The sequence below is a fragment of the Acidobacteriota bacterium genome, from assembly GCA_016700075.1.
Lineage (GTDB): Bacteria > Acidobacteriota > Blastocatellia > Pyrinomonadales > Pyrinomonadaceae > OLB17.
The window spans coordinates 3,318,798-3,340,636 of the sequence record CP065000.1 but is presented as its reverse complement, the minus strand read 5'-3'; the positions used below and the strand labels follow the sequence as shown (position 1 = coordinate 3,340,636).

Below are 21,839 nucleotides of genomic sequence, written 5' to 3'. Positions count from 1 at the left end.
TGGGATAAAAGTTGTGGTGCCGAGGGCGAGACTCGAACTCGCACGGTTTTACCCGCTAGATCCTAAGTCTAGTGCGTCTACCAATTTCGCCACCTCGGCACGAACGGCCGATGATGTCGGCCGGGAAGGAAGATGTTAGCATCAGGCCGCCGGAATTATCAATTCGCCGTTCATTTGTGTAGGTATTTGCGTTCCTCGTCGTCCCAGGTCATTCTGATGTCGCCATCGGATATAGAACCGCGGGGATCGTCGCCGAGCAAAGCCCTTTCCACTCCGACAAAAAGACGATATCCGACGTATGCCGCGCCGCCTATCAACGCGATCCAGAAAACGTATGACAACATCGAGGACAAAAAGCCGAGCAGCCAAAACGCACCGACACCGACGATTGCGATCACTAACAATGCGAGGATTATCTTGAATAGGGTCATTTTCTTACGCCTCTATTGATATAGATACGAAAAAGCCAAGGTTCGGTTCGTTGAAAAAATCGGGCGTGTCGTATAATTCAATCGCAGTTTTACGAACCAATTGTGTCGAATATTCAAAATATCACAGTTTCTGAGGTGTCGCTGGAATTGAACGGCGAACTTAGCGGTAACGGCGAAACGGCCGTAACGGACATCACGCACGATTCTCGGCAGGCGAAAGACGGGACGTTATTCGTCGCGATCAAAGGCGAAACGACAGATGGACATCGCTTTATCGACGACGTGATGCGTCGCGGAGCGGCAGGCGTGATATCGGAATTTGATCCGCCGGACGGCTTTTCCGGGGCGTGGCTGAAGGTCGCTGACGCACGGCGGGCTTTGGCTAAGGGAGCCTCGGTCACTTATGGGGAACCATCTTCGCAGATCGACCTGATCGGGATCACCGGCACGAACGGCAAGACCACGACAACATACCTCTGTTTTGCTTTGGCGGAAGCCGCAGGCGTCAAGCCGGCGATGCTGACCACTGTCGAATACCGCATCGGCGACTCAAGTGAGCCGGCTGTCCGCACAACGCCGGAGGCTTCCGACACGAACAAGTTTTTGCGTCGTGCTGTCGATTCGGGTTGCGGAATGGCGGTTATGGAAGCGTCGTCGCAGGCGATACATCTGAGACGCTGCGATCATTTGCAGTTCCGCGTAGCGATCTTTACTAACCTCACCCGCGATCATCTGGACTATCACGGAACCATGGAGAATTATTTCGATGCGAAGAAGGAGCTTTTCGACGGCAGGCTCGGGACGCCGCCTCCGGTGAGCATCATCAATATAGATGACGTATGGGGTACGAAGTTGGCGGATGACCTGCGCTCCAATGGACAGAAGGTAGTTGCTTTCTCGCAAAACTGCTCCGCCGATCTGACCGCAGAGAATATCGAGGTCTCGCTTGCAAGCGGCACGTCATTCATATTGAAAACGCCGTTGGGCGACATCAATGTATCGTCGCCGCTCGTCGGAAAACCTCATGTTTACAATATGCTCGCCGCTACTGCGGCCGCGCTTGAACTCGGTTACGGACTGGACACGGTCGCCGTAGGATTAGGCAAGTGCGTCGGAGCGCCGGGACGTTTCGAACGGGTTCCAAATGACCGCGGTTTGGCAGTGGTCGTCGATTATGCACATACGGACGACGCCCTGCTGAATACTCTGCAAACTGCCCGCCCGCTGACAAAAGGAAAGGTGATAACCGTTTTCGGATGCGGCGGAGACAGGGACAGGACAAAACGCATTCCGATGGGCAAGGCGGCCGCAGAGAACAGTGACCTCGTGATAATTACGTCCGACAATCCGCGAAATGAGGACCCAATGGCCATCATTCGCGAAATTGAAAAGGGCGTGGAGCCCGTCGGAACGGAATGCGAAGTGATATCAGACCGCCGCGAAGCAATTCGCAAGGCGGTCTCAATTGCGGGTCTTGACGATGTCGTAATTATCGCCGGCAAAGGCCATGAAACCTATCAAATAATCGGAAATGACAAGTTTCATTTCGACGATCGCGAGATAGCAGCCGAGGCGATAGTTGAGCTTGCGGACTAGCCTCCGACCTTTCCCATCAAAGAACGCATTAGTTCGATCTGAGCAGAATTCAAAGCGTCAAATCGCACCGCAAATCCGATCTCGACAACGTGATTTGCAACGATGCCGCTGAATTCTACTTTCATGCCGTCGGCAAGAGGCAGATAAAGCCGCACGGGCTCGCCGTCGGTCACATCGCCGGAACTAAGCACGAAGCATCCTTTTTCGCTGATATCGCTCAGGCTCCCAGACCGCCGTCCGGCGCTGGTTTCCCATTCAACGTCGAGATCTATCTCGACCCGCTGAACTTCTCGTCTTTCAGTTCCCCTGCGTCGGTCCTGCATTATTCCGCTTTTTCGTCCTTTTTGTTCCCTGCCGTAAGGAAGAAATAAACCGGCAAACCAAGTAGTATGAATCCGATCCCGATCATTGACTGCGTGGGCGAGGTCATCAACGTATTCACGAGCAGCCAGCCCGTAACCAAAAGGAATATCACCGGAACAACAGGATAACCCCATGCTTTGTAGGGACGCTCAGTGTTCGGCTCTCGCTTTCGAAAAACAAATATCGACATCGTGATCATCGCGTAGAAGATCCACGAGGCGAATATCACGTAGTCGGTAAGCGTATCGAATGAGCCCGAAAGAGCAAGCACGGTGGCCCAAATACCTTGGAAAATGACCGCATTCACCGGAACGCCATTGACCGAAAGTTTCGAGAACAACTTGAACATCACACCGTCCTCGGCCATGGCGTACGGGATACGCGAGTTACTGAGGATCGAAGTATGAAGAGTTCCAAGCGACGAGAGCATCAGTCCCATCGTGAAGATCGCGACAGCGACGCCTGTCGCAAATGTTAGCGGATCGCCGCCGAAAAAGCGGCTCACAACCGCCATGCCGACAGAGCCTGTTTCAGAAACCGAGGCGACGGCTACAGGGTCAAGGACATAGAAATATGCAACCTGCGCAATGACATACAACACGATGATCAAAAGCACGCTGCCGATGATCGCGATCGGCAGATTCCTTCCGGGATTCTTTACTTCGCCTGCAACGAATGAAAGGTTATCCCAGCCATCATATCCCCATAACGCACCAAGCATCGCCGCCGCAAAACCCGCGAAAAATGTGTATTCTGCCGAGCCGAATTTCACGCTGTCCGCCACCCCCTCGCAGGCACCGCCTGCGCTGCTCATTGTGAAGTGATCAAAACTTCCGCCCGTCACCCAAAGGAAAGTACCCAAACCGACGAAAATTACCAAGCCGATCTTTACGCCCGTAAGCACGGTTGCTATGTAGCCGCTAACCGACACCGACAAACAGTTGAGCGTCGTAAAGATCGCGATCACCATGATCGCGACGAGCTCTAGCGAGGTCACCGTCCATGGCAGGCCGAAGATGGTCGTTTCGATCAGAACATGCCTCAGGCCGCCGCCCAGATAGTCGTTCAAAGCTATAGCAAAAACCACAGCAACTGCTGCCTGCGAGCCCGTTCTTATGATCAGCAGCTGCGTCCACCCGAACAGGAAACTCCAGATCTTGCCGAATGCGTCGCGCATGAAAACATAAGGCCCGCCCGCTTGCGGCTTCATTGCGGTCAATTCGGCATAGGTCAGAGCTCCAGCTAGTGATAGTAGACCGGCCGCTATCCACGCCGCGATCACCCAATTAGGGTCGCCGACGTTGCAGGTCATCACGCGAGCCTTTAGGAAGACTCCGGTGCCTATGACGTTCCCGATAATTACGGAAACTGCTGCGATCAATCCCAATCCGCGGATCAGGTGTCTGGTTTCACTGTTGTCGCTGGTCATTTTTTGTATCTAACGAAACGCGAACATATTACGCGAAATCACCGCTCAATGGAAACTCGCCGGCATGCTAAACTCACTGGCGTGACGCACGAACTTAAAGATCCGGACCTGGTCGTGAGCTCTATTTTGAATCGCTCCGCTGATGAGCCGGTCTGCATTCTGGACAGTTGCAGCTCCCGGCACGGTGATTCTCGACTGCTGCTGGCGGGCATTGAGCCAGTGCGTATCACCGAAGTTCCCGCACACGCGGACGCAAACGCATGCTTGCACGCAATAGAAGCGGCGGTTTCCGGCGGCAAGGCGGTCTTTTTCACTATCTCATATGACCTCGGGCCTAAATTGCTTGGAATTCAAAGCAGGCATGCTTCGTTGGAACCGTTGGTGTTCATGGCTGAGTTTAGACGGCTCCTAAAGTTCGATCATGAAACGAAAAGGGGAGTTGTGATCGGTAGCAACACGACTTCGCCGTCAGTGAATTACAACGAAGATCCTACAAATTGCGCCAACAATCCTACAGAGCCCGAAATATCGGTGCGTTCGGACTTTTCTCGAGCGGAATACCTTGCAGCCGTTGAAGAGATCCGGGAACGCATCCGCGACGGCGTCACTTACCAAACAAATCTGACGCAAAAGCTGATCGCAGAACTTCCCGACGCGCTGACGCCGGAAGAGGTCTTTCAGCGATTGAGAAAGCATCACCCTGCGCCTTTTTCGGCATTCATGCGTCGAAAAGATTCAACTGTCATCTCGGCGTCGCCCGAGCGGTTTTTTAAGGTCTCCAGCGACAAGAACGGAAAACGTACTATTCGAACATCACCCATTAAAGGCACTCGTCCGCGAGGCACAACGCCGCATGAGGATGAGAGGCTAAAAAGCGAACTCCTGAGCAGCGAAAAAGACCGCGCTGAAAATACGATGATAGTCGACCTTCTTCGCAACGACATCGGCCGGATCTGCGAATTTGGCAGCGTCCGCGTCGAACGTCTTTGCGAGATCGAGGAACATCCGACCTATTTCAATCTTGTTTCGACCATCGCAGGTGATCTCCGAGACGGCGTCTCCATCTCGGACATCTTGCGAGCCGTTTTCCCGTGCGGCTCTATAACCGGCGCTCCAAAGATCAGCACAATGAGGATCATTGATCGGATCGAACGCGGTCCTCGCGGTCTTTCGATGGGAGCGATCGGATACTACATTCCTGAGAGTTTCGGCGTCGGCGAAAGACTTGACCTGAGCGTAGCGATACGGACGATGACAGTACACGGGCGTCACGCAGAATTCAACGTTGGCGGCGGTATCACCATTGATAGCGATCCGGCGGCGGAATACGATGAAACGCTGGTAAAAGCGACCGCGTTACTCGACGCCATCAACGGAAAACTTACCTAACATGGAACAATTCGGCGTTTGCGGTGTCTATACCAACATCAAGGAGGGCACCCTAATGACAAAGCCGAATATCAACGTAACGCCGCTGATCGACGTTCTGCTCGTGATGCTGATCATCTTTATGGTCGCGGCACCGATGAAACCGACCGCTTTCAAAGCAAATATTCCGGCTGAGCCGAAGAATATCTCGCCCGACGTAAAGCCTCACCCGCATACGCTAGTCGTCTCGCTTGACCACGGAGATTCCATTTCGCTGAACGGCGAACGCGGTCTCGGCAACGCACAGGACCAGACGGCGTTGATATATCGCCTGAAAGCCGTTGTTGAAGAAAGAAAGCGGCTTCAGGCCGAATATGCCGTCTTCATACGAGCACCTCGAACAGCAGAATACGGAAAAGTCGCGAAAGTTATCGATGCGGTCAAGCTCTCCGGTGCATCGCCGATCGCTCTGCAGATCGATCATCTGGACTAAGCATTTGAAGGCCAGCCTCAGGGTCTGTGCTATAATCCCGTGCGACGGCAGGTTGTTTCAGTTTCCCTGCCGGCTCCTGCCCGTCGTTGCAAGGCCGCATGGTCAATTATTACGAGATCCTCAAAGTTTCCCCGAAGGCGTCCAACGCCGAGATAAAATCGGCCTATCGCCGTCTCGCCCGCCGCCTGCATCCTGACAGTGAGCATGGCAGCGAAGATACAGCGGTCAGGTTTGCCGCCATTGCCGAAGCCTACGAGGTGCTTGGAAAACCGCGAGAGCGTGCTAGATACGATCGGCAGCTGGCAGAAATCACTGCTGCCGCAAACGGCGACGGGAACGGTTTCGAGGCAGCAAACCCTATTGTTGCCCGCTGGCGGCAAATGGTGGCGGAAAAGCGTTACGGCGAGATCATCGACCGTCTGCTGGAAGAAGAGAGGCGCGAGGCCGTTGCCTTTCAAAAGGCGGTCTTTCCGCTCGCTGCGTTCTTTATCGCCTGCTTTTTGACAACGCTGCTCAAGCCGCGGCTGTTTACCGAATCCGGAGTGATCGGGAAATTGGTCATTGTTACCTTGTTCATCGTCGCCCTTATAAAGCTCTTCAGTCGGCTAAAGGACGGCATCGAGCGCTATACCGTTACAAGCGAACAGATACATGAATCGCTGTTAGAGGACGATCTGACGGAAGAACGGCGTTATTCGCGGTTGGCGGTCGGTACAGTATTGATCTTTCTTACTCTCGGTTCACTGGCTGCGGGCTTGGTTATCGGATCGCAGGTCGGCGCGGCAGCTAATTCTTTTCCTCAGATGTTCGGAACGAATGCTGACGCCGAGTTGCTCTTCTATCCGCCGATACTTGCTCTTTTCGTCGACGTCATGCACTCGCTCGCACTCAAATTCCAAGAGTGAGTCTTGCCTTGACATCACTCTTCGCCAACATTAAAATTTAGGTTTTGCTTTTCGCATATCGAAAAGCCGATAGTTATTTATGGCGAATCATAAGTCAGCAGAAAAACGCGTTCGGCAGAACGAAAAACGCAACCTCATCAATCGAAGCAACCGCAGCCGTTTGCGAACGGCCATCAAGAAGCTTCGCTCGACCATCGCGAGCCACGATAAGTCCGCGAGCGTGGAATTGCTCAACCCGACGGTCGCATTGATCGACAAGGCGGTCAACAAAGGTGTGCTGCACAAAAATACTGCTGCCCGATACAAATCGCGTCTGACCAAACACGTCAACGAAATGGCGTAGATCTTCGCGTCGCCCCACACAGATCAGGGAAACGAGCCGGCTTGTGCCGGCTCGTTTTTCTTTTGCCTGCGTACAGGACATATGCGTCCTACGTGTGAGAAAATGCGACTCAACACATGGGCTTGACGCTGGACAACAAGGTTGTCGAACTTTCCCGCCTCGGTGTTGCGGGCATTTCTGCCGCGGCGGCGTGGAAACTTGCCGCCGCATTGAAAAAGACTGCCGGCAAAGCCGAGCCGGAGGACGTCACGGTCGGCGACCTGCTCGGCTACCTGCCGATGCGATACGAGGACCGCTCGAATTTTCTGCCTCTCGATCAGCTGCGTCCGGGAATGACAGCCGCCGCAGAGCTTTATGTACGCAACGCCGGAGCCATACGCGTCGGCAAGAATCGCGACCCGCGAAAACCGCCGCTTTATCTTTTTGAGGTCATAGCAGGCGACGCCGACGGCCGCTATCGCCCGGTCAAGATCAAATGGTTCATCTCCGGCAAGCAGGCTCCGCACATCATCGATTGGCAGACAGCACGATTCAAACGCGGAACGCATTTCGTCGCACACGGCAAATGGGAAGCCGGATCGAGTGGGGTCGTCTTGATGATACAAAAACCGGATGAACTGGAAATTCTTCCTTCGCCTGACGAGGCTGAAGTGATACCGGCCGACGAAACAGACGACAACATTTCCGATCCGTCGCTCGCTTCGGTCCATACGGGCCGAGTTCCTGTCTATCGCAAACTCGGGACGTTTCAGACAAAACGCATTCGTGAAATAATGCACTCCGTTATTTCGTCGTTCGATGAAACTGCCGACCCTTTGCCTGCCGATATTCGCAGTCGGGCGAAACTCATAGCGGCGTCGGATGCTGTTCGCGACATACACTTTCCTCCGGCTGACGCCAAGCTGGACGAATACGAACAGATGCGTTCGCCTGCTCACGAACGGCTGATCTTTGACGAATTCTTCTGGCTTTCATTTTCGATGCAGTTGCTGCGCGGCGAACGACTCCGCGAACCGAAAGCCGCGACGATCGAGATCACAGATTCGATCCGCAGCGATCTGAAACGCATACTTCCCTTTCGCCTCACCGCCGGACAGAAACGCGTCATCGGCGAGATATTTGCTGATCTGAAAAGCGACAAGCCGATGAACCGCCTCGTGCAGGGCGACGTCGGCAGCGGCAAGACCATCGTCGCATTTCTCGCAATGCTGGCTGTCGTCGAGAACGGCTATCAGGCCGCGCTGATGGCTCCGACAGAAATTCTTGCCGAACAGCATTTTCGTAATGCGCAGAAACTCCTCAACGGCCTCGACTTTCGAATTGAGCTTCTGACCGGAAGCGTTCGTTCCGCCGCGAAAAAGAAACTCCGCGAAGCCGTCGCTGCGGGCGATGCCGACCTCGTCATCGGCACGCATGCACTTATATCCGACGCCGTTAAGTTTGACCGCCTCGGCATCGCCGTGATCGACGAACAACATCGTTTTGGCGTATTGCAGCGTGCCGCATTAAAGGCTCTCGGCCCGAACACTGACATCTTGGTGATGACCGCGACGCCGATCCCGCGATCGCTCGCAATGACGGTTTACGGCGACCTCGACGTTTCGATCATTGACGAAATGCCGCCCGGTCGAACGCCGATAAAAACGGTTGTCGTCGGCGAGGACCAACGCCGCGGCGTATACAAAGGCATCGAACGCGAACTCAAGCACGGCCGTCAATCTTATGTCGTCTGCCCTTTGGTCGAGGAATCGGAAAAGGTCGATCTGAAGGCGGCGGTGGCTACGTTTGAAGAATTGCGTGACAAGATCTTCCCGCATCGCCGCGTCGGGCTGGTTCACGGCAAGATGAAGCCGGCGGAAAAGGAAAAGGTGATGTCGGCGTTCGTTTCGGGTGAACTCGACATCCTTGTTTCGACAACCGTTATCGAGGTCGGCGTTGATGTGGCTAATGCCTCGCTGATGGTCATTGAACACGCCGAACGCTTCGGCCTTTCGCAACTTCATCAGCTACGCGGACGCGTCGGACGCGGCTCGGATCAAAGCTATTGCGTTCTGATGACGAGCGACAAAAAGACCGCAGTTGCCCGTGAGCGGCTGGGCATCATGGAAGAAACTTCCGACGGTTTCAAGATAGCGGAAAAGGATCTGGAAATACGCGGCCAGGGCGAAATTCTGGGCACCCGGCAGTCGGGCTTGGAAACGTTCAAGGTCGCAAATCTCGTCCGTGACATGGATATTTTGCTCGTCGCCCGCAGTATCGCCGGAGAATATCTCACAAAACGCCGGCATTCCAACGAGACGAAACAGATGATCCGCTATGCCACGACAAGCTCGCAGTTTCGGCTTGGTAAGATCGGTTGAAAGGCTTCCTTTTGCCCACGTGTGGCCCGATGTAATAGACTCAAACGCGATGCGTGTGATCGGCGGAAAATATGGCGGACGTATCCTCAAAACTCCGGCTGACAACAAGATCCGCCCAACGTCCGATCGTCTTCGCGAGACGCTTTTCAATATCATCGCACCGCTGATAGACGACGAGACGCGCTTCCTCGACCTGTGTGCGGGAACGGGCGCCGTTGGGATCGAGGCCATTTCACGCGGCGTTGGTTTTGTAACATTCGTCGATCGATCAAAGCGTTCGTGTGCTCTGATCGAGGAGAATTTAGACAAACTTGCCGTTCCCGAATCGCAAACTGAGGTCGTCGGTTTTTCGGCTGAGAATTTCGCCGGCCGCGAACATCCGCTCGGCTGGGATATCGTCTATTTCGATCCGCCGTATGACAGCGACTATATGCCCGTAATGCTGGAATTCGGCGGCCGGCCGGAACTATTGCTCGAAGGCGGAGTCGTCATCGTAGAGCATCATACTAAAACGCCGATGCGAGAGACTATCGGAAATTTGCGCCGCTGGCGGCTCTTGAAACAAGGCGAAACGACGCTCTCATTTTACGAAAATGCCTGAACGCCGCGGCCTCATTGTTTTCGTGTGGGTGGTGCTGGCCGTCATTTGGAGCACGACGTGGATCTTCATCAAGATCGGCCTCGAAGACCTGCCGCCGCTCGCCTTTGCATCGTCGCGGTTCATAGTTTCGGGCCTCGTTCTGTTCGCACTTATTCGCTTCTACTCCATTCCGCTGCCGCGAACGCGTGAACACTGGAAGCTCATCGCGATCACAGGCGTTCTGCAGTTTTCGGTCAACTACAGCCTTGTCTTTTGGGGCGAGCAATATATCACGTCGGGCCTCGCCGCCGTGCTGCAGGCGATGATAACCGTGTTCGGGCTCGTGCTCGCACGGATTTTTCTGCCCAGTGAAAAGCTGACCTTTCAGAAGGCAATTGCGGTCGTGATCGGAATCATCGGTGTAGGCGTGATCTTCCGCGATCAGCTTCGCGTTGAGAATTGGATGGCGTTCGCGGGATGTGCAGCGATAGTCGTCGGCTCATATGCTGCGGCACAGGGCTCCATACTCGTCAAAGCTCGCGGTGCGGGCATTCACCCTGCGTCGCTTGTTTTCAGCCAAATGATCTGCGGTCTTCCGCCGGTGTTGATCTACAGCTTCGCGGTCGAAGGCTCGCCCGTGTCGCACAATTGGACGCGGCGTGCGGTCATCTGCGTGCTGTACCTGAGCATTTTGGGCACGGTCACGGCGTTCTGGCTCTATTATTGGATGCTCAGCCGTATCGAATCTACAAAAGCGATGATGATATCGCTCGTCACGCCGCTGCTCGCGGTCGTGATCGGATGGGCGGTGCTCGGCGAAACTCTGCCGCCGCAAACAGGCATCGGCGGCCTGCTCATCGTCGGCGCCGTCGGTCTGATAATTTTCAGACGGAAAGAAAAGTCGTTCACTACAGAGGACACAGAGGGATCAAGTGATGAGTGATAAGTAAAAGGCTCTAGGTGTCTTCTGCTCACTGCTCACTGCCCACCGACCACTTTTTCCCTTTTCCTCTCCGCGTCTCTGCGTCTCTGCGTTAAAATCTTTTTGTGCAGTTCAAATTCACCACCGCCGGCGAATCTCACGGCAAGGCACTCATCGCCATTGTCGAAGGCGTTCCATATGGCCTCGCGATCGACAAGGCCGTCATCAACAACGAGTTGAGACGCCGCCAACACGGTTACGGCCGCGGCGGACGCATGAAGATCGAATCCGACACCGTCGAGATATTGTCCGGCGTGCGTCACGGCAGTTCCATCGGGTCGCCGATCGCTCTCATGATAGAGAATCGCGATTTCGTGCATTGGCAGGACGTTATGAATGTTGAGCCACCGGAGAACGAGCCGGCGAATCCCCGCGTCGTTACGCGGCCGCGGCCCGGTCACGCCGATCTGGCCGGCGGGCAGAAATTTGGTGCCCTTGACCTCCGCGATATTCTAGAACGTGCGTCCGCGCGCGAGACGGCTGCCCGTGTCGCCGCCGGAGCCGTCGCGAAACAGCTTCTCGCAGCGTTCGGCATCGAGATCCTCAGCCACGTGATCAAGCTCGGCAGCGTGCAGGCAGTTCCGCTCTGGCGGCCGTGGGAGGAGATCACCGCGATTCCCGACGACTCACCGCTTCGTTGTGCCGACGCTACAAGCGAATTGGAAATGAAACGTCTGATAGACGAAGCGAAGGCCGACGGCGACACGCTGGGCGGCGTTTTCGAGGTCGCGGTCTGCGGCGTGCCTGCGGGCCTCGGTTCGCACACCTCTTGGGAAAAAAAGCTCGACGGCCGCCTCGCTCGTGCGTTGATGAGCGTTCAGGCCGTGAAAGCTGTAGAGATCGGCGAAGGCGTTGCAAACTCCGGCCGCCGCGGTTCCGAGGCACACGATGAGATCTTCTTGTCAGAGCCACCTGCGGTAGCGGGTGGTTTGACTAAATCTTTCACAAGAAACACCAACCGTGCCGGCGGCATTGAGGGAGGAATAACAAACGGCGAGGAGATCCGCCTCCGCGGTTATATGAAGCCTATATCCACGCTGCGAAAGCCGCTCGCGTCAGTCGATATCAAATCAAAGGAGCCGTCCGAGGCCGCATTCGAGCGTTCGGACATAACAGCCGTGCCGGCAGCGGGCGTGATCGCGGAAGCGATGACGGCGGTCGTGCTGGCGGACGAGATGCGGCGTAAATTCGGCGGCGATTCCATCGACGAGATGCGGAGGAATTACGACGCCTATCTCGCTCAGCTCGACGAATATTGAGCATCTCGTGTTTACAGCAATTTCTAAACGCAGAGGCCGCAAAGATCGCCGAGACTTCGTTGGAAGTCTTCTCTGGCAATCATTCCGGCATTCGTGGCTCATCGTTATCACATGTCTTTTCGCGGCGGCTTGTTCGAAATCGGGCGAAAATGCTGCGAATACGGCCGCACCGCCGAAAGATGAAAAGGCGGACGAGCTTCGGGCGATGATGCCGAGACTCGAGCGGTTCTTTTCGCCGATGGGCAAGCCCGCGTCTTACGATTGGTTGGGCGCACACAAAGAGCCGGGGCAAACGTTTGAAGAGTATCTGCAAAGTGATCCGACGCGGCCGACCGCGGAACGCCGGACGCTGTATATTCTGCCGCTGGGTGAATCTACGCCACGGCACAAAAAGGCCGTCGATCTGGCGGCGGATCATCTTGCGGTGTTTTACGGACTGCCGGTAAAGCGTCTGCCGCCGAAAAAACTGCCGACACAGAGCGACAGCTTTCGGCAGAACAAGCTTCTCAACCGCAAACAGTACAAAACAAGCTACATTCTGCAGGAGATCCTGGTGCCGTCGCTGCCTTCGGATGCGGCGGCGTTGATCGCATTCACGGCCGCGGACCTTTTCCCCGACGAAACGATGAATTTCGTCTTCGGCCAGGCGTCGTTTTCGCAGCGAGTGGGCGTTTGGTCGCTTTACAGGCTCGCCGAACGAACGAAAGACGACGTCTTTTTCCTTAGAACCATGAAAATTGCTGTCCACGAGACAGGGCATATGTTCTCGATACGCCACTGCACGAAATACGAATGCGTGATGAGCGGCACGAACCACCTCGCCGAAACCGACCGACGCCCGATCGACGCCTGCCCCGAATGCACGGCTAAAATTCTATGGGCAAACTCGCTCGACGCGGCAAATCGATACGAAGGACTGGCCGAATTCGCCCGCCGGTCCGGCTTCCGAACTGAGGCCGCGGAATTTACGTCGAAAGCTGCCGCCGTCGGAGGCAGCACAAGATGAAGCTCTCGTTCGCAACCATCGCGGCTATCCTGGTCCTTGTCGCAAACGTCTCTTATTCCATCGATATCATTCGCGGCCGCGTCAGGCCCCATGCATACACTTGGTTCATCTGGTCAGTGGTCAACGGCATCGTTTTGGGCGGCCAATATGCCGGCGGTGCGGGAGTTGGAGCAATACCGACGCTGATCAATGAGGTCCTCACTGTCACAAATCTCGTTTTGGCCCTAAAGTGGGGCTATCGTTCCGTCAAGTTCATCGATCACGTTTTTCTTGCCGTCGCGATATTGGGCATTTTGATCTGGGTCACGACGGATGATCCGACATCGGCCGTCATCCTCGCTGTAGGGATCGACCTTGCCGCATTTGTTCCGACCATCAGAAAGACGTGGGAAAACCCCGGAACAGAAACTCCATTGCTTTTTTCTGCCAACGCCGTACGCCACATTTTCAGCCTGCTCTCGCTGGAGGCGTACAATATCGCTACAACGCTGCATTCGGTCGCGATGATCGCTACGAATTCTCTGATGACACTAATTATCTATTTTCGAAAGAAAGAGATCTGAACTTCAGGCGCACTGACGCTGACTTGAGGCGCACTGACGCTGACTTGAGGCTCACTGACGCCGACTTGAGGCTCACTGACGCTGAATTGAGGCTCACTGACGCTGAATTGAGGCTCACTGACGCTGAATTGAGGCTCACTGACGCTGAATTGAGGCTCACTGACGCTGAATTGAGGCTCACTGACGCTGACTTGAGGCTCACTGACGGCGACTTGAGGCTAACAGAGGCCAAATTATCGCCCGATGTCGCGGCGGAACTGCATTCCGGCGAAGGAAATGCGATCGACGGCGGCGTAGGCGTCGCGTAGAGCGTCGTCAAGACTGTTCCCGACCGCCGTAACGCCCAGCACGCGGCCGCCCGCGGTGATCAACTCGCCGTCCGTGTTGCGTGCGGTGCCGGCTTGAAAGACTGTTACGTTGTCGAGAGACTCGGCGGCGTTAATTCCGAAGATCGTGTCGCCGACGATAGGTTTTGCGGGATAATTTGCGGCCGCCAGGACGACGCACGCCGAACTTCCCTGACGCCATTCTATTGCGAGATCACCGATCGTGCCGTCGAGAACCGCGTCGCAGATATCTGCTATGTCAGTTTCCAGCCGGACCAGCACCGACTGCGTCTCGGGGTCGCCGAATCGAACGTTGTATTCCAGCACACGCGGCCCGTCGGCCGTCATCATCAGCCCGATGAACAGAATTCCGCGAAAAGGATAGCCGTCCGCGACGGAGCCTTTTAACGATGGAACAACGATCGCCGCCTCAATTTCTGCAAGCTCGTCGGCAGTCAACAGCGAGTCGTCTGTGAACGTGCCCAGTCCGCCGGTATTTGGCCCCGTGTTGCCTTCACCGATGCGTTTATGGTCGCGAACGGCCGGCATCAGAGCGTACTGCTCGCCCGACGCGAACATCAGCAGCGAAACCTCCTTGCCGACGAGGCATTCTTCCAAAACTATCGTCTCCGCAGCGTCGGCCCCGACAAGAGCAGCCATTTCGTTGACGGCCGCGATGGCCTCTGCAAGATCCGCCGCGACGACAACGCCTTTTCCCGCCGCCAAACCGTCCGCTTTCACGACGACAGGCGTCGCTTCATCGCCGAATTTGCCGCTTTCAAGCACCGCGACGGCCTCGGCTGGCGAATTTGCGACGGCATATGCTGCTGTCGGCACGCCGTGACGCGACATATGCTGTTTTGCAAAGGATTTGCTCGCCTCAAGCTCGGCGGCAGATTTCGTCGGGCCGAAAATACGCAGCCTTCGAGCCTCGAATTCATCGACAATGCCGGCCGCCAACGCCGTCTCGCCGCCGACGAACGTCAGATCGACGTTGTTCTCTTCAGCAAAAGCCGCAAGCCCCGCGATGTCGTCGGGCTTTATCGCCACGCATTCCGCGATCTCGGCGATGCCGGCGTTGCCGTTGGCGCAATAAACTTTTTCGACACGGCCGCTTTTACGAAACGCTCGGCAGATCGCGTGTTCGCGGCCGCCTGATCCGACAATTAGGACATTCATACTCTGAAACCGATCTGCAGTTGGCTGTTTACCTATTCTTGACACGCGAATGCGTTAGATGTAACTTCGACTTAACTTACGCTCTTCGCGACGCTCATAGCCGCTTTGGCGAATTCAATAGTTCTCTTCCACTATACAGCGTCACTCCACCCGCGGCGAAAGAGCGGTCCTAAGATGCCTGAAGAACTAGGCAACAATATCGAGATCATCAGCACGGAAACTCCCGCCGAACACTCGAACTTTACCGATACGATGATCGAATGCATCGAATGCGGCGTGGAATTCGTCTGGACCGCAGGCGAACAAGCGTTTTACGCAGATAAGAACCTCGGGAACCCGCCGAAACGCTGCCGTGACTGCAAAAAAGCAAAGACCAACCGAATGGAAGCGATAATCTCCGCAAAGGCCGCGGGGAAGAAATTCATTGTCGCGATGCCCGTTCGTTGTGAAGATTGCGGAAAGCAGACGACGGTTCCCTTCTATCCGTCGCAAGGACGCCCCGTTTACTGCCGCCCGTGCTACGACGCTAAGAACGCCCTCGCCGCCGGAGCCTCAAACAATAGCTGACCATTAACCGCCGACGTGAACGTTCGGACGGAGTTCGGGATCATGCTCCGCCTGCCGTAATATCTCGCGCGTTACGGGTGCGGTGTCGCCCTCGCCAAAAAGGATGTATCGAGCCAAATACATCAGCGGATTGCCTTCGCTCCAGCCGAAATAAACGTGCGGTATCTTGTTTGTCTCATCACGAAGATACAACAGGAACCCCGCGATGGCATTCGGAACAGCAGGAGCCTGAGTGCGCAATATCCTGTAACCGTCAACATCAACGCCACGAATCATTAGCCGCCCGCGAAACTCGGACGCGTCGCCGGTCTCGACCTCGTAAAACAGGATGGGGTCTGACGACGGGATGTGGTTATCGACGCGTTTCTCATGCTCTTTGTAGCGGTATTCTGTCGCGTCGCCGGTCTCTCGGCGATTTGTAACGATGCGTATCTCGCCCTCTTCCGCGGCGTCGGCGATGAACTTCGTTGCCTGCTCATCCAACACGATCTCGTCGATGCGGATCTCCGTCGAACGCAACGCCCGCGATATGAATGACGTCGCGATGATAGCGAAGATGAAGAACGACGCGATCTTCAGGCCGCTCGGCTGCTGAATGATGTTCACGATCAGCGTGTAGGTGAAAACCACCGTGATCAACAAATACAAGATCCACGCCGCCTTTTTCTTTCGCCGCTGCGACAACATCACCGCGACACACGCCGACGTCATCAATGCGAGCACACCCGTCGCATACGCTCCGCCCTGAGCGTTCACTTCTGCATCAAAAAGTATCGTTACGACCGCACAGATCGCCGTAAAAACGAGTACAAGCGGCCGCGTCGCACGAGCCCAATCAGGGGCCATTCCATAACGCGGCAGATATCGCGGAACGATATTCAGAAGACCCGCCATCGCCGACGCACCTGCGAACCAAAGTATCAAGATCGTCGAAACGTCATACGCCGTCCCGAAGCCGCCGCCGAGCATCTTGTGAGCGAGGTACGAAACAGCCCTGCCGTAAGCCTCACCGCCGACCTGAAACTTCTCCGGCGAGATCAGCATCGAAGTGATGATGCTGCTGCCGACAAGCATAACGCTCATGATCAACGCCGCACCGCTGAGGAGTTTTTTGCCGTTTCGGATACGGCCTTCCAGATATGCACGCTCTTCTTCGTCAGGCTCCACCTCAGCGAACGTCGTTTGTATGATCTTCGCCTTTTTCTCGGCGGGCAGCGGCTTGTCGCTCTTTACCAGCGGCATCACAACAACGCCCGTCTCAAAGCCCGAAAGCCCCAGAGCAAGGCGCGGAAAGACCATTACCGACGCAAGGACGAGCCACATCACGCTGCCTTCCACGGTCGGGCTGCCCCAGACCATCTGCTGCCAATTCAGATAAACGTCCGGCTGAACAAAAAATATCTCGCGAAGCCCGACGACTATCGTTATCGTGTTCAATGTCAAAAATATCGCGACGATGAAAACCGCAAGGCCGATCGCTTCGTTAAAACCCCGAAGAAAAACCGCACCGAGAGCGGCGATCAGCACCAGCGTAACGATGACGCGGTGATCAAGGAACTTGGCATAATGCTCAACGTAAGGGTTTTCGATGATGTGGGCTGTGGCATCGGCAGCGGACAGCGTGATGGTAATTATGAAACTCGTCGCAACGAAACCCAGAAGCACGAGGACGAACATCTTGCCCTTCCATCGCGAAAGCAGATTCTCGAGCATCGAGATCGATCCGTCGCCGTGCGGGCTCTCTTCAGCGACGCGTTTGTACATGGGCAACGCACCGAAGAGCGTGAGCAGAACGAGTATCAATGTCGCGAACGGCGAAAGAACACCTGCAGCCAGGAACGCAATTCCCGGCTGATAACCAAGCGTCGAAAAATAATCAACGCCGGTCAGGCACATCACTTTCCACCACGGATATTTTTTGTGGCGGCCCTCGGGCTCGTGCGGCCCTGCCGGTTCGTTCACACCAAAATAGAACCAGCCTCTAAGCCTTTCTCCGATGCCTTGTTTCATAATCGGGAAGAGAAAAACCCTGTCGGGGCAGATGCTCCGCAGGGCAAAAAGTTGCAGGAATGTACCGGACAACCGAGGTCATATTTAATGCAAATGCGGACAATGCCTTAGCAGACACCAAAACCTAAAAAATATCAAGGGCGACGTCTCCCACACCGTCGCCCCTGAGCCGCCGCATTTCTGCGGCAACTAATGTTCACCGGGAGGTGAACACCCCTAATTATGCACACGTCTCTAAAAAAGGCAACTATTCCAAATCGACAAAACAGTACTAACGGATGTCGATCGCGCCTAATGAAACGCCGGTTCTTCCGTCCTCAGATGCAAACATCACACTATAGGCTCCCGACGGAGCGTCGGCATCAACCTTCAAAATGAAACTTGTGACAAATAATCCGCGTCCATAATTTTCAACCTGCTTTGTTGAGGCATCTATTGTGATGAACGGCCCTCGCACCAACGGCGTCATCGACTCAACTGCAGCAACCTGACCGCCGAAAAAGACTCGATACTGTTCACCCTTTCGTAGTGAAACTGCCGACTCGGAAAGTATGCCGTAGATGCCGATAAAGGTCGGGACATAGATCGGTTCGAAGCTGCGGACGCGTTTAGTTTCAATAATTGTACGGCTCGTTCTTGTCAGTTTGACGTAGGCGTCAATGTAGCCAAATGTTCCGTCGCGCAGCCAAAAGAAGTTGTAAGTTCCGTCAGAGAGCCCAGCAATATCAAATTTTCCGTCAGTAGAAGATTCCGTTACCGCGATAAGCCTTCCAGTTTCAGGATCTTCGGCAAATACGCCTGCTTTCATCCCTTTGCCGGCAAACAGCAGTCGCCCAGAGGCGGCAGCACAGCACTCGCCTTCCTCAGAAATGGCTCCGTACAACGACCTGATAGCCGCAATGTCTGCAGAAAGAAGATCGCGTCGCGGCGGAGCGAGCGGCCCAAGTGGCCCATTCTCAGACACAGCGTCGAACATCATTGACGATGGGACATGATTATGGCGAAGGCCGAGAACATGTCCTAACTCATGCGTGAAAACGCTTTCCAAATCGAACGTGCCGTAAGAACCATCGGTTGAAAAGAGTGCGAACGGATTCAAAAAAATGTCCGCCTCGTAAATATTTCCGCGTTTGTCGAAATAGACACGCGTTCGCGCGGCCTCATGAGAGCCGCTCTTTCCGAATAGCTGAACAAACTCCGGCAGCGATGACATCGTTATTAGGCTTATGCCGTCGCCGGCATTCCCCTTTGTCGACGTAATTTCGCGTTCGACATATTCTGTTGTGAATCTCACATCGGCGACCGCTTCCCAACGCAGAATGCTGCGAAAGAGGGCCTCACGTATGCGGCTGCCGTTCTTTATATTGGGTGCCGAATCGTCGATCGTAGTAGAGACCGCGATCCTAACGGTTGAATTTTTCCACCTGACGCCGCCGGCATCATCGCCGGAAAGCGCACCGACGGAACTCCCGTAAACAAGAGACGTCGATAGCATCAGCAGCGACAATAGAACGGTCAAGCGCATAGAAACAGACAATTATTAAACTTCTTGGTCGTCCATTCGGCCTACTTTTTCCAGATCCGAAAAACCGACGACCACCAACAGCACGATCAGAGCCACACTGGTCAAAATGTAAAGCGGCGAGATCTGGTCATAGGCGATCATCACGCCGATAACGATCGAAACTGCCAAAACGGAAAGCAGGACCTTCATTCGCCTGCTTAATCCTTTTTTTCTGGTTGCCATAAAGATACTTCTCCCAAATAAAACTATTCGATTATACGCAATGGAAGCTCCTTGTTCGAACCGTTAAGTGCTTGTTCCACTGCCGCAAAGACCGGTGCGTATTGTCTTTGCGGACGCCCCTTAGTTCCTATCTCAATAATGTCAAACGGCATTGTTACAGCTTTTTCCGGATCACACGAGGCATCTTTGCCGATCCCGCATTGGATGATCTCGCTTCCGCTCTCTCCGCGGCGAAATACAGAGATCTGATCTTTAACCGCATCTTTCGAAAAACCGCCGGCCTTTTCTATTGCCGCCAGTAGTGTTTCTTGCCCTCTGATATAGACGGTTCCGGGCGTTCGAACCCCTCCAATAATATACACGATGGCGGCCTTATCGACGATAATAATATCGCCAAGCATGATCTCGACATCGGCATCTGGCTTTCCTGCCAAAAGATCTCTAAGGCTTATTCTGATCTGCTCAAAACCGCTTCTGCCGGGATCAACGGCTCCTTCTGAACAGGCGATGGCTGCCTGGCGGTTGATGATTATGTCCCCGGCAACTGAGTCCGAAAGCCCGCCGGCGAGTGCAATAAGTTCCCGCAGCTGAACCTCACGCATCAACCTGAATCTTGAGGGTGTTTTGACGGCTCCTTCTATGGTCACTGTCGGCCTTTGCGATCTGTCGATGATCCTTACCGCGAATTTGGGTTCTCTCAATATCTTGCGAAATCCGGCCTCAATTTCGGCCGCAAGCTCAATGTCGGTTTTGCAGAGCGCAATTATCGGCTCATCGTACGTGTCAAAGCCGATCAGCGAACCGTCAGCACCTACTCTGCCGCGCCAATCGAACTCGGTGCCCCCGACCTGGTCAACCTCTATCACGTCTCCAATGTGGATCCGGTCGAGCCGGGATGTTTGACCGTGGGCGAATATCGCTGCTGTCGAAACAAATGCAGCCAGCACGAACAGACCGCGGCAAGTGAATGACACTAGGACCAAAAATAAGGACACTTAGGATTTAGGTGAGTTTTCGCCGGAAATGGTTTGCTGTGCAGAAGGCTTTGTTTTGCCCTTATTCCTCTTTCCCCGCGATGAGTTTTCTACTGTCCCAGGAACTGCAAATCCCATGAACTCCCAATTGCAGGAATCACACAGCAAGCGGTATCTGAACAGCAACTTCATGAAAAACGGCGTTGGACGGTATCCGCGCCGGATCCGGCTGCTTCTGCATTTTGGACATCGTTGAGAGATCATTAGCTTGCAAGTATATCATTCTGACCGCTTTCCGCGACCGGACAAGGACACGATCTCTCCTTCCAAGAGGTCGATCTCTGCTCGGATCTGCTCGGCCATGAGGTCGGTCGACGGGCCGGCCTGCTGGCGGCCGAGAAAATATAGTGCATCCCTCATAATGTCCTGAGCTTTAACCAGATCGCCGGCGTCGGCTGCAGTGTTGGCCACATCGATGAATTCAGAGACCTTGATCTGTATCGAGATCTCATGCAGTGCGGCCTTTGACTGTATCAGTGCCTGCTCGGTGGGATATGATGCCAATGCCGTGTCGATCACCTCCATTGCATCGCGGGCGATCTCAGACCGCTCTGACGGCGTCCGCCGTTTTCGGATCTCGGCAGTCAATGACCTGGATTCGATCTCGGCCCACTTGAGCATATGGAACCGGTGAGCGTCCATAACCTTGCTTCGGCTCCTCAATAAGGGAGCCAGCCGTGGGGAAGAGGCACTTATAGTTCTCAATTCTGCCTCGTTTGCAGAAAGATAGGCGCCGCAGAGTTCGAATACCTCACGATGCCCGGACGCTATTGTACCCAACACGTTCGCAGCGTTCGACTTTCTGCGGATCTGGTCGAGTATCTCCTCATTTTGCTCGATCGTTAACTTTTTGGTTCCTGCGGCACCGTAGATTGGACGGCCGGCACGTGACTGGGCCTGTGCCTCAAATCGTCGGCGTGCAGCCCGCCGCATAAAGATCTCTCGAACGATCACCGACCCGAACAATAGCCCGCTTCCGGCTACTCCTGCGATGATCCACGGCATATCCGATCCAAGATCGTGCATTATGCCCCAAACGACAAAGAAGACCGCGCCCGAAACTGCGAACGCGAGTACATAATAATTTGACGCCGGGACCAGATATGGACGCCTGTCTTTCATCACAAAAATAAGAGGAAGTCAGGAAAAACCTTAAACAAGAAATTAGGTTTTCATGGTAGATTTGTCAATAACTGCCGCAATTCAAATCGTTTTTTGGCAGATCGAGCAGCGATCGTGAAGAAAAAGAAGAAAAAAATGCCGGACCTTCCAATTTTTGGATCTATAAGGAAACCGAC

General features: G+C 54.6%; 21 protein-coding genes and 1 tRNA gene. 12 read left to right on the top strand and 10 right to left on the bottom strand.

Features of this window, described 5'->3' with window-relative positions:
• Positions 1 to 14: 14 nt before the first annotated feature.
• A tRNA-Leu gene (locus tag IPM50_15140) sits at positions 15 to 99 on the bottom strand.
• Between the two features lie 71 nt (positions 100 to 170).
• Positions 171 to 431, bottom strand: coding sequence for a hypothetical protein (locus IPM50_15135; GenBank protein QQS32957.1), 261 nt, complete (start codon positions 429 to 431; stop codon positions 171 to 173).
• Between the two features lie 102 nt (positions 432 to 533).
• On the opposite strand from IPM50_15135, the gene IPM50_15130 reads away from it, so the two are divergent.
• Positions 534 to 2,027: a UDP-N-acetylmuramoyl-L-alanyl-D-glutamate--2,6-diaminopimelate ligase gene (locus IPM50_15130; GenBank protein QQS32956.1), complete on the top strand. Its 1,494-nt coding sequence runs from the start codon at positions 534 to 536 to the stop codon at positions 2,025 to 2,027.
• On the opposite strand, the gene IPM50_15125 is transcribed toward IPM50_15130, so the two are convergent.
• Positions 2,024 to 2,350 (bottom strand): PilZ domain-containing protein, encoded by a 327-nt coding sequence (locus IPM50_15125; protein ID QQS32955.1) that lies wholly within the window; start codon positions 2,348 to 2,350, stop codon positions 2,024 to 2,026. The genes IPM50_15130 and IPM50_15125 overlap by 4 nt on opposite strands.
• Positions 2,350 to 3,819, bottom strand: coding sequence for an amino acid permease (locus IPM50_15120; protein ID QQS32954.1), 1,470 nt, complete (start codon positions 3,817 to 3,819; stop codon positions 2,350 to 2,352). Before IPM50_15120 ends, IPM50_15125 begins: the two co-directional genes overlap by 1 nt.
• A 48-nt stretch (positions 3,820 to 3,867) precedes the next feature.
• Here IPM50_15120 and pabB point away from each other — a divergent pair, with 48 nt between their 5' ends.
• From pabB to IPM50_15070, 10 genes are all read left to right on the top strand, one after another.
• Positions 3,868 to 5,208: an aminodeoxychorismate synthase component I gene (gene pabB / locus IPM50_15115; protein ID QQS32953.1), complete on the top strand. Its 1,341-nt coding sequence runs from the start codon at positions 3,868 to 3,870 to the stop codon at positions 5,206 to 5,208.
• A gap of 1 nt (position 5,209) precedes the next feature.
• On the top strand, positions 5,210 to 5,680 hold the full coding sequence (locus IPM50_15110; protein QQS32952.1) for a biopolymer transporter ExbD: 471 nt from the start codon (positions 5,210 to 5,212) through the stop codon (positions 5,678 to 5,680).
• A 98-nt stretch (positions 5,681 to 5,778) separates the two neighbouring features.
• Complete coding sequence (locus IPM50_15105) at positions 5,779 to 6,585, top strand: DnaJ domain-containing protein (protein ID QQS32951.1); 807 nt, start codon at positions 5,779 to 5,781, stop codon at positions 6,583 to 6,585.
• A 79-nt stretch (positions 6,586 to 6,664) separates the two neighbouring features.
• Positions 6,665 to 6,928 (top strand): 30S ribosomal protein S20, encoded by a 264-nt coding sequence (gene rpsT, locus IPM50_15100; GenBank protein ID QQS32950.1) that lies wholly within the window; start codon positions 6,665 to 6,667, stop codon positions 6,926 to 6,928.
• 116 nt (positions 6,929 to 7,044) lie between these two features.
• Positions 7,045 to 9,288, top strand: a complete 2,244-nt coding sequence (recG, locus tag IPM50_15095) for an ATP-dependent DNA helicase RecG (GenBank protein QQS32949.1) — start codon at positions 7,045 to 7,047, stop codon at positions 9,286 to 9,288.
• Positions 9,289 to 9,337: 49 nt separating this feature from the next.
• The gene (gene rsmD / locus IPM50_15090; GenBank protein QQS34547.1) at positions 9,338 to 9,889 is read left to right on the top strand and encodes a 16S rRNA (guanine(966)-N(2))-methyltransferase RsmD; all 552 of its coding nucleotides are present in this window, start codon (positions 9,338 to 9,340) and stop codon (positions 9,887 to 9,889) included.
• Positions 9,882 to 10,811 (top strand): EamA family transporter, encoded by a 930-nt coding sequence (locus tag IPM50_15085; GenBank protein ID QQS32948.1) that lies wholly within the window; start codon positions 9,882 to 9,884, stop codon positions 10,809 to 10,811. The genes rsmD and IPM50_15085 overlap by 8 nt, the downstream gene beginning before the upstream one ends.
• Before the next feature lie 104 nt (positions 10,812 to 10,915).
• Positions 10,916 to 12,109 carry a chorismate synthase gene (gene aroC, locus IPM50_15080; protein ID QQS32947.1) on the top strand — a complete coding sequence of 398 codons (1,194 nt, stop codon included), beginning with the start codon at positions 10,916 to 10,918 and terminating at the stop codon, positions 12,107 to 12,109.
• A 7-nt stretch (positions 12,110 to 12,116) separates the two neighbouring features.
• Complete coding sequence (locus tag IPM50_15075; protein ID QQS32946.1) at positions 12,117 to 13,115, top strand: hypothetical protein; 999 nt, start codon at positions 12,117 to 12,119, stop codon at positions 13,113 to 13,115.
• Positions 13,112 to 13,678 carry a hypothetical protein gene (locus IPM50_15070; GenBank protein QQS32945.1) on the top strand — a complete coding sequence of 189 codons (567 nt, stop codon included), beginning with the start codon at positions 13,112 to 13,114 and terminating at the stop codon, positions 13,676 to 13,678. Before IPM50_15075 ends, IPM50_15070 begins: the two co-directional genes overlap by 4 nt.
• Before the next feature lie 233 nt (positions 13,679 to 13,911).
• Here IPM50_15070 and purD read toward each other — a convergent pair whose 3' ends face one another.
• The gene (gene purD, locus IPM50_15065) at positions 13,912 to 15,183 is read right to left on the bottom strand and encodes a phosphoribosylamine--glycine ligase (protein ID QQS32944.1); all 1,272 of its coding nucleotides are present in this window, start codon (positions 15,181 to 15,183) and stop codon (positions 13,912 to 13,914) included.
• 252 nt (positions 15,184 to 15,435) lie between these two features.
• Between purD and IPM50_15060 the strand changes: the two genes are divergently transcribed.
• Complete coding sequence (locus IPM50_15060) at positions 15,436 to 15,750, top strand: zinc-ribbon domain containing protein (GenBank protein ID QQS34546.1); 315 nt, start codon at positions 15,436 to 15,438, stop codon at positions 15,748 to 15,750.
• A gap of 3 nt (positions 15,751 to 15,753) precedes the next feature.
• Here the strand turns inward: IPM50_15060 and IPM50_15055 are convergent, their stop codons facing one another.
• The 5 genes from IPM50_15055 to IPM50_15035 all read right to left on the bottom strand — a co-directional run bounded on the left by IPM50_15055 (position 15,754) and on the right by IPM50_15035 (position 21,666).
• Positions 15,754 to 17,646: an amino acid transporter gene (locus IPM50_15055; GenBank protein ID QQS34545.1), complete on the bottom strand. Its 1,893-nt coding sequence runs from the start codon at positions 17,644 to 17,646 to the stop codon at positions 15,754 to 15,756.
• Between the two features lie 385 nt (positions 17,647 to 18,031).
• On the bottom strand, positions 18,032 to 19,285 hold the full coding sequence (locus IPM50_15050) for a matrixin family metalloprotease (GenBank protein ID QQS32943.1): 1,254 nt from the start codon (positions 19,283 to 19,285) through the stop codon (positions 18,032 to 18,034).
• A 15-nt stretch (positions 19,286 to 19,300) separates the two neighbouring features.
• Complete coding sequence (locus IPM50_15045; protein QQS32942.1) at positions 19,301 to 19,507, bottom strand: hypothetical protein; 207 nt, start codon at positions 19,505 to 19,507, stop codon at positions 19,301 to 19,303.
• A gap of 23 nt (positions 19,508 to 19,530) precedes the next feature.
• Positions 19,531 to 20,502 carry an SLBB domain-containing protein gene (locus IPM50_15040; protein QQS32941.1) on the bottom strand — a complete coding sequence of 324 codons (972 nt, stop codon included), beginning with the start codon at positions 20,500 to 20,502 and terminating at the stop codon, positions 19,531 to 19,533.
• Positions 20,503 to 20,760: 258 nt separating this feature from the next.
• Positions 20,761 to 21,666 (bottom strand): hypothetical protein, encoded by a 906-nt coding sequence (locus tag IPM50_15035; GenBank protein QQS32940.1) that lies wholly within the window; start codon positions 21,664 to 21,666, stop codon positions 20,761 to 20,763.
• Positions 21,667 to 21,839: the final 173 nt, after the last annotated feature.